At 42.0% G+C, this 14,435-nt stretch carries 18 protein-coding genes; all 18 read left to right on the top strand.

The features are described from left to right. The first annotated feature begins 200 nt into the window (after nt 1–200). Entirely contained in the window at nt 201–1,268 is a 1,068-nt protein-coding gene (gene prfA, locus MHI58_RS17785; protein WP_008343422.1) for a peptide chain release factor 1, read from the top strand. Beyond that, on the top strand, nt 1,258–2,145 hold the full coding sequence (prmC, locus tag MHI58_RS17780; RefSeq protein ID WP_045033923.1) for a peptide chain release factor N(5)-glutamine methyltransferase: 888 nt from the start codon (nt 1,258–1,260) through the stop codon (nt 2,143–2,145). The genes prfA and prmC overlap by 11 nt, the downstream gene beginning before the upstream one ends. Nucleotides 2,146–2,282: 137 nt before the next feature. Further along, entirely contained in the window at nt 2,283–2,762 is a 480-nt protein-coding gene (locus tag MHI58_RS17775; protein ID WP_045033924.1) for a hypothetical protein, read from the top strand. Between the two features lie 163 nt (nt 2,763–2,925). Beyond that, nucleotides 2,926–3,576, top strand: a complete 651-nt coding sequence (gene spoIIR, locus MHI58_RS17770) for a stage II sporulation protein R (RefSeq protein WP_007497652.1) — start codon at nt 2,926–2,928, stop codon at nt 3,574–3,576. A gap of 63 nt (nt 3,577–3,639) precedes the next feature. Next, a complete protein-coding gene (locus tag MHI58_RS17765) occupies nt 3,640–4,083 on the top strand; it encodes a GNAT family N-acetyltransferase (RefSeq protein ID WP_007497650.1) in 444 nt (147 codons plus the stop codon). A gap of 161 nt (nt 4,084–4,244) precedes the next feature. Beyond that, nucleotides 4,245–5,297 carry an L-threonylcarbamoyladenylate synthase gene (locus MHI58_RS17760; protein ID WP_024718758.1) on the top strand — a complete coding sequence of 351 codons (1,053 nt, stop codon included), beginning with the start codon at nt 4,245–4,247 and terminating at the stop codon, nt 5,295–5,297. Between the two features lie 60 nt (nt 5,298–5,357). Beyond that, entirely contained in the window at nt 5,358–5,912 is a 555-nt protein-coding gene (locus MHI58_RS17755; RefSeq protein ID WP_045033925.1) for a manganese efflux pump MntP family protein, read from the top strand. Between the two features lie 63 nt (nt 5,913–5,975). Then, nucleotides 5,976–6,434, top strand: a complete 459-nt coding sequence (locus tag MHI58_RS17750) for a low molecular weight protein arginine phosphatase (RefSeq protein ID WP_045033926.1) — start codon at nt 5,976–5,978, stop codon at nt 6,432–6,434. 141 nt (nt 6,435–6,575) lie between these two features. Further along, nucleotides 6,576–7,025, top strand: coding sequence for a ribose 5-phosphate isomerase B (gene rpiB / locus MHI58_RS17745; protein ID WP_045033927.1), 450 nt, complete (start codon nt 6,576–6,578; stop codon nt 7,023–7,025). 12 nt (nt 7,026–7,037) lie between these two features. Further along, nucleotides 7,038–7,577: a TIGR01440 family protein gene (locus MHI58_RS17740; protein ID WP_045033928.1), complete on the top strand. Its 540-nt coding sequence runs from the start codon at nt 7,038–7,040 to the stop codon at nt 7,575–7,577. Nucleotides 7,578–7,754: 177 nt separating this feature from the next. After that, entirely contained in the window at nt 7,755–9,002 is a 1,248-nt protein-coding gene (gene glyA / locus MHI58_RS17735) for a serine hydroxymethyltransferase (RefSeq protein WP_024718755.1), read from the top strand. A 147-nt stretch (nt 9,003–9,149) separates the two neighbouring features. After that, nucleotides 9,150–9,779 (top strand): uracil phosphoribosyltransferase, encoded by a 630-nt coding sequence (gene upp, locus MHI58_RS17730; protein ID WP_003214553.1) that lies wholly within the window; start codon nt 9,150–9,152, stop codon nt 9,777–9,779. Nucleotides 9,780–10,277: 498 nt separating this feature from the next. Next, the gene (locus MHI58_RS17725) at nt 10,278–10,661 is read left to right on the top strand and encodes an ATP synthase subunit I (RefSeq protein ID WP_007497639.1); all 384 of its coding nucleotides are present in this window, start codon (nt 10,278–10,280) and stop codon (nt 10,659–10,661) included. A gap of 7 nt (nt 10,662–10,668) precedes the next feature. Beyond that, a complete protein-coding gene (atpB, locus tag MHI58_RS17720) occupies nt 10,669–11,403 on the top strand; it encodes a F0F1 ATP synthase subunit A (protein WP_007497637.1) in 735 nt (244 codons plus the stop codon). A gap of 48 nt (nt 11,404–11,451) precedes the next feature. Beyond that, nucleotides 11,452–11,664 carry a F0F1 ATP synthase subunit C gene (atpE, locus tag MHI58_RS17715; RefSeq protein ID WP_003214968.1) on the top strand — a complete coding sequence of 71 codons (213 nt, stop codon included), beginning with the start codon at nt 11,452–11,454 and terminating at the stop codon, nt 11,662–11,664. Nucleotides 11,665–11,784: 120 nt separating this feature from the next. Then, the gene (atpF, locus tag MHI58_RS17710) at nt 11,785–12,297 is read left to right on the top strand and encodes a F0F1 ATP synthase subunit B (RefSeq protein WP_007497634.1); all 513 of its coding nucleotides are present in this window, start codon (nt 11,785–11,787) and stop codon (nt 12,295–12,297) included. Then, complete coding sequence (locus MHI58_RS17705) at nt 12,294–12,839, top strand: F0F1 ATP synthase subunit delta (RefSeq protein WP_007497632.1); 546 nt, start codon at nt 12,294–12,296, stop codon at nt 12,837–12,839. Before atpF ends, MHI58_RS17705 begins: the two co-directional genes overlap by 4 nt. A 16-nt stretch (nt 12,840–12,855) precedes the next feature. Further along, the gene (atpA, locus tag MHI58_RS17700) at nt 12,856–14,364 is read left to right on the top strand and encodes a F0F1 ATP synthase subunit alpha (RefSeq protein ID WP_008343398.1); all 1,509 of its coding nucleotides are present in this window, start codon (nt 12,856–12,858) and stop codon (nt 14,362–14,364) included. Nucleotides 14,365–14,435: the final 71 nt, after the last annotated feature.

Genomic DNA, 14,435 nt, shown 5'->3' with positions numbered 1-14,435 from the left:
CTCCCTTTTTTCAATTACAAGTACCATTCTCTTTCGTGAGCATCCGTTCCTTCACGTTAGACAAAACAAGTAACCAATCGCCAAAGATCGTGTTTTCTAGTGAAAAATTGCAGAAAATCAATTGTTTTGGAAATTTTTTTGACTGTCATACCCCGCTATACTATAATTAGACTGTTACGCACAAAACAGAGGTGAAGACCATGTTAGACCGTTTAAAATCAATTGAAGAACGCTATGAAAAGCTAAATGAATATTTAAGTGACCCTGAAGTGGTGAACGACCCTAAGAAGCTTCGTGAATATTCGAAGGAACAATCTGATATTCAAGAAACTGTTGAGGTATATAGACAATATCGTGCGGCATATGATCAGCTAAGTGATGCGAAAGCCATGCTGGAAGATAAGCTCGATGCCGATATGCGCGACATGGTCAAAGAAGAAATTTCAGAGCTCACAGAGGAAACAGAACGTTTAGAAGACGAGCTGAAAATCTTGCTCATCCCGAAAGATCCGAATGACGATAAGAACGTTATTGTGGAGGTTCGTGGTGCAGCGGGCGGAGAAGAGGCTGCGCTGTTTGCAGGAAACCTGTACCGTATGTACAGCCGTTATGCTGAAATGCAAGGCTGGAAAACGGAAGTCATGGAAGCGAGTGTCACTGGAACTGGCGGTTATAAGGAGATCATCTTTATGATTAGCGGTAAAGGTGCATATTCTAAACTAAAGTTTGAAAACGGTGCACACCGCGTGCAGCGTGTTCCTGAAACTGAGTCAGGCGGCCGTATTCATACATCAACAGCGACAGTTGCTGTATTACCAGAGGCGGAGGAAGTTGAAATTGATATCCACGAAAAAGATATTCGTGTGGATACATTCGCATCAAGCGGACCAGGGGGACAAAGTGTTAATACCACAATGTCTGCTGTTCGTTTGACTCACCTTCCAACAGGTGTAGTGGTTTCCTGTCAGGATGAGAAATCACAAATCAAAAACAAAGAAAAAGCGATGAAAGTTTTGCGTGCGAGAATTTATGATAAATTCCAGCGTGAAGCACAAGCTGAATATGATCAAACCCGTAAATCTGCTGTTGGAACAGGGGATCGTTCAGAGCGTATCCGTACGTACAATTTCCCGCAAAACCGTGTGACGGACCACCGCATTGGATTGACGATTCAAAAGCTTGATCAAATTTTAGAAGGAAAACTTGACGAGGTCATTGATGCATTAATTATGGAAGACCAAGCAAGAAAACTTCAAAATGCAAAATAAAGAGCGAACGATCTTTGAAGCCCTTAAATGGGCTTCTTCTTTGTTAACGGAAGCGGGCAGAGACCAAAACGCAGCAGAGTTAATGTTGATGCATGTGCTTGGATGGAGCAGAAGTGAACTTCTTGCCCGTTTTCATGATCCACTGCCAGAGGAGCAAGATTCACAATTCAGCAAGTTCGTCGCACAGCACAAGCGTGGAGTGCCTGTGCAGCATTTAACGGGTGTTGAATTTTTTTATGGGCGTCCTTTTGAGGTAAACAAACACGTTCTGATTCCTCGTCCTGAAACGGAGGAAGTGGTGCTGGCGGCATTGAATATGATGAATCGTGTGTTTCCTAATGATCAGCCGCTCAAAGCTGTTGATGTAGGAACAGGTAGCGGTGCAATTGCGATTACGTTAGCTCTTGAAAAAGAATCTCTCACTGTGACAGCGACGGATATTTCACATGAAGCACTTGAAGTAGCAAAGCGAAATCAAGAAGCGCTTGGTGCAGACGTTCATTTTGTCCAAGGGGATTTACTTGAACCGATTATGGCTCAGGGCATCAAAGTCGATGTGTTTATTTCCAATCCGCCTTATATTGCGGCAGAAGAAATGGATGGTTTATCAGAGGTTGTCACAAAGCATGAACCTGTCAATGCGCTGACAGATGGGCGTGATGGCCTGTGGTTTTATGAGCGTATCGCCTGTGATCTCCACAAAGTACTTCATCAGCAAGCGGTGGTTGTCCTTGAAATAGGACATACACAAGCACAAGATGTAAAAGCGCTTCTTTTGCAGGCGTTCCCTTCAGCTGATGTTCATATCATCAAGGACATCAACGGAAAGGATCGAGCGGTTTGCGCACACATTCAAAACGGAAGTCCGGCTGAATAAAGTCGGACTATTTTATTATGTAAAGATGAAACTTATGGTAAAAGGGAAACGTATATATAGAAGAATGAACATTCTGATCATGATTTTTTACATAAATTTGTTTTGAAGGAGCGAATGGTGTGAACAGAAGGTATGCGATGGTGTTGGTCATCGCCAGTGTACTATTGATTGTGAGTGCTTGCGGTAAACCGAGCTTTAAAAAAGAAGCAGCAGCATTTGGGGAAAACTATAAAAAAGCACAATACACAGTGAATCGGACGGATGACCTATCTGACATGAAGGAGAAGTTGAAGGATTATTTAACCGAGCATGAATATCAAGAATATACAGAAGACAGTATGTTTCCAAGTGTATTAGAAGCAGCAAAAGATCAAGATTGTCAAATTAAACTGAAAAAAATTACGTTTACACCTTCAGATGAAAGCGATGACAGGATTGAATTTGACTATGAAATGATCATTCAATTTATTGACCATAAAGGAAAGGTCAAAAAGGAAATTGAGAAAAAAGGTGCAATGACAGTTATCAAAACAGATTCGGGATTAAAAATCAGCCGAGATTGGGATGGAAGACTGTACCCTTCCGATTACCAATCCTCACTAAAAAGCCGTTCATAAGTTGTTGAATGGCTTTTTTTCATGCAGAAAAAACATTGATTCGCTCACCTCATGTAGTTGTTTTTTACTCATAATCTATTAAAAAAATCATTTTTGCTGTTTACGAGATGCGTTTCCTGGACACAATGTTTGTAGCGAAGAGATAAAGTGGGGGGAACACATTATGTTCAAAAGTAAAATGATGATTTGTCTTTATATGTTTCTATTATTATGTGGTGCTTTTGCAAACCTTGGAAAAGAGGAGACGGCGGCTGCTTCTGCCAATCAGCCTGTTGTGATTCCAGATGAAGCCATTCGTTTACGCATTTTAGCCAACAGTGACCGGTCGGCAGATCAAGATGTGAAACGAAGTATTCGAGATGAGGTCAATGCCAATATAACGGAATGGGTGAAAGACCTCACATCCATTGAAGAAGCTAGACGTGTGATTCGTTCAAAGCTTCCAGACATCAATCGTATTGCCAAAGCAAAATTAAAGGAACAACACATTGATCAATCCGTATCGGTCAGCTTTCAAAAAGCCTCATTTCCAACAAAGCTATATGGCAACTTTGTTTATCCTGCTGGGAAATATGAAGCCATTTTGATTACGTTAGGGGAAGGAGACGGAGCCAATTGGTGGTGTGTGTTATTCCCACCTCTCTGCTTTATCGATTTTTCAAACGGAGAAGCGATCGCCTCACCAGAAGGAGATGATAAAGAGCAGGTAGCCGCAGAGCCATCAAATGAATCTGTAAATGAAGTGGTAAAAGAAGAAGAGACGGGTGAAGTGAAATTCTTTCTGTTCGAATGGGTCTCTAGTCTTTTCTCTTAAAAAAGGTCTAAATCTGTTTTTGCCTCATAGAGTTGAAGTAAGAGAACAAAAAGAGGTGAAAGCATGTATTATCAATTAAGAATAGCGACAGAAGAAGATGCCCCGGCCATTAATGCTTTTCTTGAAAAAGGCCAAGCAAAAGGCGGGGTGACGATTGCAGAGCGTACGTCATTTGTGGTCATGGAAGATGCAGACGGTGAGCTTGCAGGCTGTTTAGGTCTTGAACGACTAAATGAACAAGAAGGATTGCTAAGATCACTTGTGATATCAGATAAACTTGGTCAGGGGCATATCGTTTCTCTGTTCCAAAGTGTTCAAACGCTAGGGGAAAAACAAGGTGTGGACACCTTTTATGTTGTAGCCAATCACTCCTCTTCGCATGATTTTTTAGCGCTGATGGGCTTTACGCCTATAGAGGAAATCCCAGAAAGTGTGTGGGTATCTGCGCATGCAAAAGAGTCTTTGGGAAAAGAGCAGGCGGTTGTGCTGCAAAAAACAGCGAGTTAATCACAAAACACCGGACTTATTCACATACTTATCCACTGTAAAACAAGCGTTATCCACAAATTGTGGACAACGCTTGTTTTATTTAGCAGCATCTTTTATACTTTCAAAAGGATAATTGAGATATATCAACAGTTTTATCTTTTTTAAAAGGAGTTTGTATGATGTTAAATACAAAAAGGTGGTCTGTGGATTTAAAAAAGGATTTATCCACATACTATCCACAAATTGAACAAGCAGCTCTGTTGTTGCGGCAGAATGAAGTGGTCGCTTTTCCGACAGAAACGGTTTATGGACTAGGGGCAAATGCAAAAGAGACAGAGGCTGTGAAGAAAATTTATGAAGCGAAAGGACGCCCAAGTGATAATCCGTTGATTGTTCACATTGCGGACGTTCAACAGCTTCATGAATTTGCGCAAATAGAAAATGAAAAAGTAACAGCGCTGATGGATGCCTTTTGGCCAGGCGCTCTCACCATTGTTCTACCTTGTAAGCCGGGCACATTATCAAAGCAGGTGACGGCAGGTTTAACGACAGTAGGCGTAAGAATGCCTGATCATCCTGTTGCGCTTGAACTCATCCGAGCAGCTGGTCTGCCAATTGCCGCGCCTAGTGCCAACCGTTCGGGAAAACCGTCGCCGACACTTGCGGATCATGTCGCGAGTGATCTTGATGGGAAAATTGCTGGCATTGTCGATGGTGGTTCAACAGGTATTGGCGTGGAGTCAACGGTTGTATCCTGTGTAGACGAGATTCCAGTGATCTTAAGGCCGGGCGGTATTACAAAAGAAGCGTTAGAAGAGGTCGTAGGAACAGTCAACACGGATCCAGGGTTGACGAAAAAGGACGAGGCGCCTGTATCGCCGGGAATGAAATACACACATTATGCACCTGAAGCACAAATGTATATATTTCATGGAAGTGATGAAGACATGCAGCTGCACATTCAGAAGTACCGAGCTGAAGGACTAAAAGTAGGTGTGCTGACGACAGAAGAAAAGAAGGAATGGTTTGCGGCAGATGTTATCTTTAGCTGTGGATGGAGAGAAAAGCCTGAAACGGTTGCGGCAAACTTATATCGTGTGTTGAGACAATTTGATGAAACGGATGTAGACTTGATCATTTCAGAAGCCTTCTCAGAGCAGGGAGTTGGTTCTGCGATCATGAACCGTCTGCAAAAAGCGGCAGGAGGGCGCACTCTCTCTTCATTCAAATAGTTCTAACCTCTCTTGGACAAACATAGGTTAAAGGAGAATGCGTGTCCAAGGGGGATTTACATGTACGAACTAGCTGGCGAATTGCTGACACTCAGTATCATGGCTTTTGCACTTGGAATGGATGCCTTTTCGGTTGGACTCGGCATGGGGATGATTCACCTGAGATTCCGCCAGATCCTATATATTGGACTTGTCATTGGGATATTTCATATGTTTATGCCTCTTTTTGGCATGCTAACAGGTCAGCTTTTATCTGGCTGGCTCGGTCTCCTTGCTACCTATATAGGCGGGGCGCTGCTTTTGGTGCTGGGTCTGCAAATGATCATCGCTTCTATCCGAAAAGAAGATAAGCCATTTATCGCACCTGTTGGGGCCGGTCTCGTTCTTTTTGCAACAAGTGTGAGTTTAGATAGTTTTTCCGTTGGCTTAAGCCTGGGGATTTACGGTTCTCGGGTGTTGATGACCATTTTATTGTTTGGCTTTTTTAGTATGATGCTCACATGGCTTGGATTATTACTCGGTAAACAGGTTCGGTCATGGGTAGGTTCATACAGCGGGGCGCTTGGCGGATTGATTTTACTAGCCTTTGGAATCAAATTATTATTTCCGCTCTAGCCAGTCTCCTTACATAACATGTAGAATGAAATGCTATATAATAGAAGAAAAGGAGGTCGAAAGATGAATATCTTATTTGTTTGTACGGGAAATACTTGCAGAAGTCCGATGGCTCAAGCCCTTTTTTCCTCCATTGCAGATGAAAAAGGCTTACAGGTCACTGTAAAATCAGCGGGCATCTTCACCTCTGATGCAGGGAAGGCTTCTCCTCAAGCAGTCGAAGCATTATTTGAGAAAAGCATTCCACTGAATCACTCGTCGTCTAAACTAACAGAAGAACTTCTTCATGAAGCAGATTATGTCTTCACCATGACGATTCAGCATAAGCAGTTGATTGTGGAGCAATATGCTCATGTGAAAGACAAGGTCTTCACTCTTAAAGAATTTGCTACAGGATCAGAAGGTGACGTGTCGGATCCATTTGGAGGGAGTCTCTCCATTTATCAGGAGACACGAGATGAACTAGAAACGCTATTGTATCAACTTGCTAAAAAGCTTAAACAGGATCATAAATCCTCATAAATGGACAACCTGTAAAACCGTTGTGCAAACGGTTTTTCTGCTTTTGTTTGCAAATGACTAGGCAGAGGTTAAAATATAACTGTAAATAAAGAATGAATGTAAGACATGACAGATTAACTCACCCTTAGGAGGAATTGCCCGATGAAAGTAGCCATTGCATCCGATCACGGCGGAACGAATATTCGTGAAGAAATCAAACAACTAATGGATGAATTAATGATTGAATACATTGATATGGGTTGTGAATGTGGATCAGGTTCTGTAGACTACCCTGACTATGCTTTTCCTGTAGCCAATATGGTGGCAAACGGGGAAGTCGATCGAGGCATTTTGATTTGCGGGACAGGTATCGGTATGAGCATTTCAGCAAACAAAGTGAAAGGCATCCGCTGTGCACTGGCGCATGATACATTCAGTGCAAAGGCGACGAGAGAACATAATGATACAAATGTTCTTGCGATGGGAGAACGAGTCATTGGACCAGGATTGGCAAGAGAGATTGCTCACATTTGGCTGACAACAGAATTTACTGCAGGACGTCATGCTGTGCGGATTGGTAAAATCGCTGATTACGAAGAAAAGCACCTGTAAGGAGCGCTTAACATGAACATTGGTCAAGATTGGCTTGAAATGTTAAAAGAGTTTCATCAAACAGTTGAACTGCGAGCCGGCCACATTTTAGTGATTGGCTGCAGTACATCAGAAGTGGCTGGCGAGCACATTGGGACAGCGGGAAGTGAGCAAATTGCTGAAGCTATTTATCAAGAGCTCGATCAACTGAGACGCGAGACAGGAATTGAATTGGCCTTCCAATGCTGCGAGCATTTGAATCGTGCCCTCGTTGTGGAAGAAGAGGTGGCGTACCGGCTTAACTTAGAAATTGTAGCGGCAGTACCTGTCCGTAAGGCGGGTGGTTCTATGGCGGCGCATGCGTATCAGCAAATGGAACACCCTGTGCTGGTTGAATCCATTTCAGCGCATGCAGGGATTGATATCGGTGATACATTAATCGGCATGCACTTAAAGCGGGTAGCTGTACCGGTCCGTCTCAGCCGTCATCAATTAGGACAAGCACATGTGACGTTTGCAAAAACTCGTCCAAAGCTGATTGGCGGAGAACGAGCCGTTTATACAAGTTCATAGTTCGGATATATTTCTAATATAATGTTGAATGATGAAGACGCTTCACCCTTTGAATATTCGGGTTTTCATAAAAAAGAAGTCGATTTTCCAAAAAAAACTTTTACATTTTACTCAAAAACCGTGTACAATGAGATGGTGAAAACATCGAATGGAAATAGATTGGAGAGGATTTCGCTGATGAAACATTTACCTGAGCAAGACGCACAAGTATTCAAAGCAATTCAACTAGAGCGGAAACGCCAGCAGGACAAAATCGAATTAATTGCATCAGAAAACTTCGTAAGCGAAGCAGTCATGGAAGCGCAGGGCTCTGTCTTAACAAACAAATATGCAGAAGGTTACCCTGGTAAACGCTACTATGGCGGCTGTGAACATGTAGACGTTGTAGAAGATATCGCACGTGACCGCGCAAAAGAAATTTTTGGCGCTGAGTATGTGAACGTACAGCCTCACTCAGGTGCTCAAGCGAATATGGCCGTATACTTTACAATCCTTGAGCATGGCGATACAGTGCTAGGCATGAACTTATCACATGGCGGGCATTTAACACATGGAAGCCCTGTAAACTTTAGTGGCGTACAGTACAACTTTGTAGAATACGGTGTAGATAAAGAAACACAACATATCGACTACCAAGATGTACTTGAAAAAGCACGTGAGCATAAGCCGAAACTAATCGTAGCGGGGGCAAGTGCTTACCCACGTCAAATTGATTTCAAAAAGTTCCGTGAAATTGCCGATGAAGTCGGTGCTTACTTTATGGTGGACATGGCTCACATCGCGGGTCTTGTTGCAGCAGGTCTTCATCCAAATCCAGTTCCTTACGCTGATTTTGTGACAACGACAACTCACAAAACATTGCGCGGACCTCGCGGCGGAATGATTCTATGCCGTGAAGAGTTTGGTAAAAAGATCGACAAATCGATCTTCCCTGGTATTCAAGGTGGACCACTCATGCATGTGATCTCTGCAAAAGCTGTTTCTTTCGGTGAAGTATTGAACGGAGATTTCAAAACATATGCACAAAACGTGATTGATAACGCAAAACAACTAGCTGAAACACTTTTATCTGAGGATATTCAGCTTGTATCTGGTGGAACAGATAACCATCTTGTTCTCATCGACTTGCGCTCTCTTGGCATTACAGGAAAAATTGCAGAAAACGTTCTTGATGAAATTGGTATCACGGTGAACAAAAATGCAATTCCATATGATCCAGAGAAGCCATTTGTTACAAGTGGTGTACGTGTAGGTACAGCAGCAGTGACAAGCCGTGGCTTCGATCAAGAAGCGATGAAAGAAGTCGGTTCCATTATTGCGCTTGCTCTGAAACATCATGAAGATGAAGCGAAATTAGAAGAGGCGAAAAAGCGTGTATCTGATCTGACAGCTCGTTTCCCTCTATATCAAGAATTAGATTATTAAGATGCAGACCCATTTGCCTATTTTTGGCATGTGGGTTTTTTTTGTAGGATTTGCGAATCATATTGAAAGATGATGTCTTTTTATGTAGAATTGTAGGAAGTGTGCAAAGTTCACCGGAAGATGACAGAAAAGGAGTTGTAGCAAGCAATGGCAAAGGTTTATGTATTTGATCACCCGCTTATTCAGCACAAACTTACATATATTCGTGACGTTCATACAGGAACAAAAGAATTTAGAGAGCTAGTGGATGAAGTCGCAACATTAATGGCATTTGAAATCACAAGAGACTTACCGCTTGAAGAGGTAGATGTAGAAACACCTGTACAAGTCGCTAAATCAAACGTGATCTCAGGTAAAAAACTCGGAGTTGTGCCGATTTTAAGAGCAGGTCTTGGAATGGTAGACGGGATTTTGAAACTCATTCCAGCTGCCAAAGTGGGACATGTCGGTTTATACCGTGATCCGAAGACATTAAAGCCTGTTGAATATTATGTGAAGCTTCCATCTGATGTGGAAGAGCGTGAATTTATCGTAGTAGACCCAATGCTTGCAACGGGCGGATCAGCTGTAGAAGCATTAAACAGCTTGAAAAAACGCGGTGCGAAAAACATCCGCTTCATGTGTCTGATTGCTGCGCCAGAAGGTGTAGAAGAAATGCAAAAACATCATCCAGATGTTGATATCTACATTGCGGCATTAGATGAGAAGTTAAACGAAAAAGGTTACATCATCCCAGGTCTTGGTGATGCTGGTGACCGTATGTATGGAACAAAATAAGAATGATTCATGAAAAGCCCACATGCAAACGTGCATGTGGGCTTTTTTGAAAAATATGACAAACGGTTGATATCGTTCTTAGAAAAATCAATGTATACTGAACATTAGCAGTTTTTTTGCATGAATGTCACAACTCTCCTAAAGTTTGATGAAATTGTGAACATTTTGTGTGCTCTCTCATTATAGAAAAGTTTTTTAACTTTCAACGGATTGACACATCATAGACGCTATTGTATGCTAAACGAGGGTATTATGGTAAGGTTTTCATAGCCTATAGCACTCTACTAATCCTCATTGTGAACCCTTTAATAATCAGGGTTTGTATCAGCGAATGAAGCAGAATCCCATAGATCTAAAGATTTCAAGTCTGATTGCACAATTAGACCGATGGGTGATTGATTTTTTTCAAACAGGATGGCTTATCATAAGCGTCTTCTACGCAGTTTTCATCACCATTTATCACCTTTTTTACAATATTTTTCATCGGGAGTCAGATGAATGAACGATCCAAACGTCATTTTCCGCAGACAGAGTAAATATATGTTCTATTTATTGGCAATTTTTGTGTTTGGCTATGCCATGCCTGGTTTTAAACCACTGTTTCTTGGTTTCATTATCGGCACAATTTTTGCTTTCTTTAATTTATTCCTGCTTATTCGGAGAATGCATGCTTTTGATCGAGCAGTTAAAAAAGGAAAATCTATTCGTTCAATGGGAAGTACAGCCAGGTGGGCCAACGCAATTCTCGCAGTAGCGATTGCTTGGCGTTACCCTAACGAAGTTCATCTGGCAGGTGTTGTTATAGGATTAATGACAATATATCCTGTCATTATGATAGATTCCTTCATTCAACTTAAACGTTCTACTATGGAAGAGAGGTGAATACTCTTTGGGTCACAGTTCAAAAACTACAGAATTTTTAGGGTTAACGTTCAACTTATCCAATGTTCTCATGATTACGATTGCTAGTATCATCGTTCTTCTCATAGCGGTGCTGACTACTCGTGTTCTGGCTATTCGTCCGACAAAGGCGCAGAACTTCATGGAATGGATTGTTGATTTTGTTCGAAATATCATAGGTAGTTCGATGGACATGAAAACAGGAGCCCCATTTCTAGCGCTTGGCGTTACATTACTCATGTACATATTTGTTTCAAACATGCTTGGACTGCCATTCTCGATTACGGTCGATCACAACTTATGGTGGAAATCACCAACTGCTGATCCTGCAATCACAATGACACTAGCGGTTATGGTCATGGGATTGACACACTACTATGGTGTTAAAGCAAAAGGAGTCAAGGAATATACAAAAGACTACTTTAGACCAATCCCACTTTTAGTACCGCTGAAAATTATTGAAGAATTTGCAAACACATTAACACTTGGTTTGCGTCTTTATGGAAATATTTTCGCTGGAGAGATTCTTCTTGGTTTACTTGCAGGACTTGCGACTAATTTCTATTCGCAAAACCTTGCACTAGGTATCATTGGTACATTAGGTGCCATAGTGCCGATGATTGTATGGCAGGCATTCAGTTTGTTTGTCGGAACCATCCAGGCATTTATCTTCACCATGCTGACAATGGTGTATATCTCCCATAAAGTCAGCGACGAACACTAAAAAATTGAGAGTCCAAAAAGGACGTTATTTTAAAGGAGGAGCTTTTTAATGAATTTAATAGCAGCAGCAATTGCAATCGGTTTAGGAGCACTAGGAGCAGGTATTGGTAACGGTCTAATCGTATCTAAAACAGTTGAAGGAATCGCTCGTCAGCCAGAAGCTGGTAGAGAACTAAGAACTCTTATGTTCATCGGGGTAGCTTTAGTTGAGGCACTTCCAATTATCGCTGTCGTTATCGCATTCTTGGCATTCTTTGGTTAATATGTGAGAAGCGTTCTAATATGAATTTTAATGGCGAAGATCAGATTAGTTCGAAACTTCGCCATTCCTTTATGTTTTGTTTCTTAACATATTATTTAAAGAAGGGAGTTGCCGTACTAAATGTCTCAGTTACCAGTAGTTTTAGGAGCAGGTCTAAACACCGGAGATATCATATTCCAGCTGATCGCTATGCTCATCCTGCTTGCACTTTTAAAGAAATTTGCGCTTAAGCCTTTATTAGGGATTATGAAACAGCGTGAAGATTATATAGGAAATGAAATTTCAAGTGCTGAAGAAAAGCACGTTCAAGCTGAAAAGCTTCTTGAAGAACAACGTGTCTTATTGAAAGAAGCACGCGAAGAATCACATACACTCATCGAAAATGCGAAAAAGATTGGTGAGAAACAAAAAGAAGACATCATTCAAGCAGCACGTCAAGAATCAGAGCGCTTGAAAGAGTCTGCTAGAACTGAAATCGTGAAAGAAAAAGAACAAGCTGTGGCTGCACTGCGCGAGCAAGTTGCATCACTTTCTGTATTAATTGCTTCTAAAGTGATTGAAAAAGAACTTGATGAGCAAGCACAAGAGAAATTGATCCAAGAGTATCTTAAAGAGGCAGGCGAAAGCCGATGAGCGTGACTATTGTCTCTAAGCGTTACGCTTCTGCTCTTTTTGACATCGTTCTTGCTTCTTCGGCAGTAGACGAAACTGAAAAAGAGCTGAATGAGATCAAAAAAGTTCTCAAGGCTGACCAAGAATTAAATGACTTTCTTGTTCATCCGAAGATTACGGCAGACAAAAAGAAACATCTGATTGCAGAAGCTTTCAAAGGTGTTTCGACATATGTTTTGCACACAATGTATTTACTGATTGACCGTGGACGCACGAATATTTTTCCTGAAATGGCGTCTGAGTTTGTGAAACTTGCAAACCGTACGAAACAAATAGACGATGCGATCGTGTATTCAGTGAAACCGCTCAGCGGAGCTGAAATTCAATCTTTATCTGAAGTATTTGCCAAAAAAGCCGGAGTCACATCACTGCGTGTAGAAAACGTGATTGACAAGGATCTAATAGGCGGAGTGAAAATCCGTATCGGAAACCGCATTTATGACGGCAGTGTCAGCGGAAAGCTTTCCCGCATTGAACGTCAGCTTGCAGGCGAAAATCGTTAGAAGGGGTGAAACCTTAGTGAGTATCAAAGCTGAAGAGATTAGCGCGCTGATAAAGCAGCAAATCCAAAACTATCAATCTGAAATTGAAGTAAAAGATGTCGGTACAGTCATTCAAGTAGGGGACGGTATCGCGCGTGTACATGGCCTTGACAACATTATGGCAGGAGAGCTTGTTGAGTTCTCTAACGGTGTAATGGGTATGGCTCAAAACCTTGAGGAGTCTAACGTAGGTATCGTAATCTTAGGACCTTACAAAGATATCCGTGAAGGTGACGACGTAAAACGTACAGGTCGTATCATGGAGGTTCCAGTAGGAGAAGAGTTAATCGGACGTATTGTGAACCCACTTGGTCAGCCTGTTGATGGACTAGGTCCAATTTTAACAAGCAAAACACGTCCAATCGAAAGTGAAGCACCAGGCGTTATGGATCGTAAATCGGTACATGAGCCGCTTCAAACGGGAATTAAAGCAATTGATGCCTTGATTCCAATCGGACGCGGACAGCGTGAATTGATCATTGGGGACCGTCAAACAGGTAAAACATCTGTTGCAATCGATACGATCCTGAACCAAAAAGATCAAGACATGATCTGTATCTATGTAGCGATCGGACAAAAAGAATCAACTGTTCGTGGTGTTGTTGAAACACTTCGTAAGCATGGTGCGCTCGACTACACAATCGTTGTCACAGCTTCTGCATCACAGCCAGCTCCACTTCTTTACCTTGCTCCTTATGCAGGTGTAACGATGGGTGAGGAATTCATGTATAACGGCAAGCATGTGCTTGTTGTGTATGATGACCTTTCTAAACAAGCGGCAGCTTACCGTGAGCTTTCATTATTGCTTCGTCGTCCTCCAGGTCGTGAAGCATTCCCTGGTGATGTTTTCTACCTTCACTCTCGTTTATTAGAGCGTGCAGCGAAGCTTAGTGATGAAAAGGGTGGCGGTTCTATCACAGCATTGCCTTTCGTAGAAACGCAAGCTGGTGATATCTCTGCATATATCCCAACAAACGTTATCTCAATCACAGATGGACAGATCTTCTTACAATCGGATCTCTTCTTCTCAGGCGTACGTCCAGCGGTAAACGCAGGATTGTCTGTATCTCGTGTAGGTGGTTCTGCACAAATCAAAGCGATGAAAAAGGTAGCAGGTACACTTCGTTTGGATCTTGCTTCTTATCGTGAGCTTGAAGCATTCGCTCAGTTTGGATCTGATCTAGACCAAGCGACTCAAGCTAAATTAAACCGTGGTGCTAGAACAGTTGAAGTCTTAAAACAAGACTTGAACAAGCCGCTGAAAGTTGAAAAACAAGTAGCGATTCTTTATGCACTGACAAGAGGATACTTAGATGATGTAGCGATTGCTGATGTCAAACGCTTTGAAGCTGAGTTATTCATGTACATTGAAGAAAACCATAAAGACTTGTTTGACACAATCTCTCAAACAGGAAACATGCCTGCTGATGAAGAGTGGAAAGCAGCGATCGAAGGCTTTAAACGTACGTTTGCACCAAGCAACTAATTAGTAATCTTTCCGAGAGAAAAAGATTCTCTTTTTCTCTCTTTTCACGTAAATGAACACGGATTCCTGAA

This window comes from Bacillus sp. FSL K6-2869 (assembly GCF_040869405.1).
Lineage (GTDB): Bacteria > Bacillota > Bacilli > Bacillales > Bacillaceae > Bacillus > Bacillus altitudinis.
The sequence above is the reverse complement of the archived record's forward strand: the minus strand, read 5'-3'. Positions and strand labels throughout refer to the sequence as shown.

Coding starts and splice junctions, on each gene's coding strand:
- prfA (WP_008343422.1), top strand. CDS start 201: ATGTTAGACCGTTTAAAATCAATTGAAGAACGCTATGAAAAGCTAAAT.
- prmC (WP_045033923.1), top strand. CDS start 1,258: ATGCAAAATAAAGAGCGAACGATCTTTGAAGCCCTTAAATGGGCTTCT.
- MHI58_RS17775 (WP_045033924.1), top strand. CDS start 2,283: ATGGTGTTGGTCATCGCCAGTGTACTATTGATTGTGAGTGCTTGCGGT.
- spoIIR (WP_007497652.1), top strand. CDS start 2,926: ATGTTCAAAAGTAAAATGATGATTTGTCTTTATATGTTTCTATTATTA.
- MHI58_RS17765 (WP_007497650.1), top strand. CDS start 3,640: ATGTATTATCAATTAAGAATAGCGACAGAAGAAGATGCCCCGGCCATT.
- MHI58_RS17760 (WP_024718758.1), top strand. CDS start 4,245: ATGTTAAATACAAAAAGGTGGTCTGTGGATTTAAAAAAGGATTTATCC.
- MHI58_RS17755 (WP_045033925.1), top strand. CDS start 5,358: ATGTACGAACTAGCTGGCGAATTGCTGACACTCAGTATCATGGCTTTT.
- MHI58_RS17750 (WP_045033926.1), top strand. CDS start 5,976: ATGAATATCTTATTTGTTTGTACGGGAAATACTTGCAGAAGTCCGATG.
- rpiB (WP_045033927.1), top strand. CDS start 6,576: ATGAAAGTAGCCATTGCATCCGATCACGGCGGAACGAATATTCGTGAA.
- MHI58_RS17740 (WP_045033928.1), top strand. CDS start 7,038: ATGAACATTGGTCAAGATTGGCTTGAAATGTTAAAAGAGTTTCATCAA.
- glyA (WP_024718755.1), top strand. CDS start 7,755: ATGAAACATTTACCTGAGCAAGACGCACAAGTATTCAAAGCAATTCAA.
- upp (WP_003214553.1), top strand. CDS start 9,150: ATGGCAAAGGTTTATGTATTTGATCACCCGCTTATTCAGCACAAACTT.
- MHI58_RS17725 (WP_007497639.1), top strand. CDS start 10,278: ATGAACGATCCAAACGTCATTTTCCGCAGACAGAGTAAATATATGTTC.
- atpE (WP_003214968.1), top strand. CDS start 11,452: ATGAATTTAATAGCAGCAGCAATTGCAATCGGTTTAGGAGCACTAGGA.
- atpF (WP_007497634.1), top strand. CDS start 11,785: ATGTCTCAGTTACCAGTAGTTTTAGGAGCAGGTCTAAACACCGGAGAT.
- MHI58_RS17705 (WP_007497632.1), top strand. CDS start 12,294: ATGAGCGTGACTATTGTCTCTAAGCGTTACGCTTCTGCTCTTTTTGAC.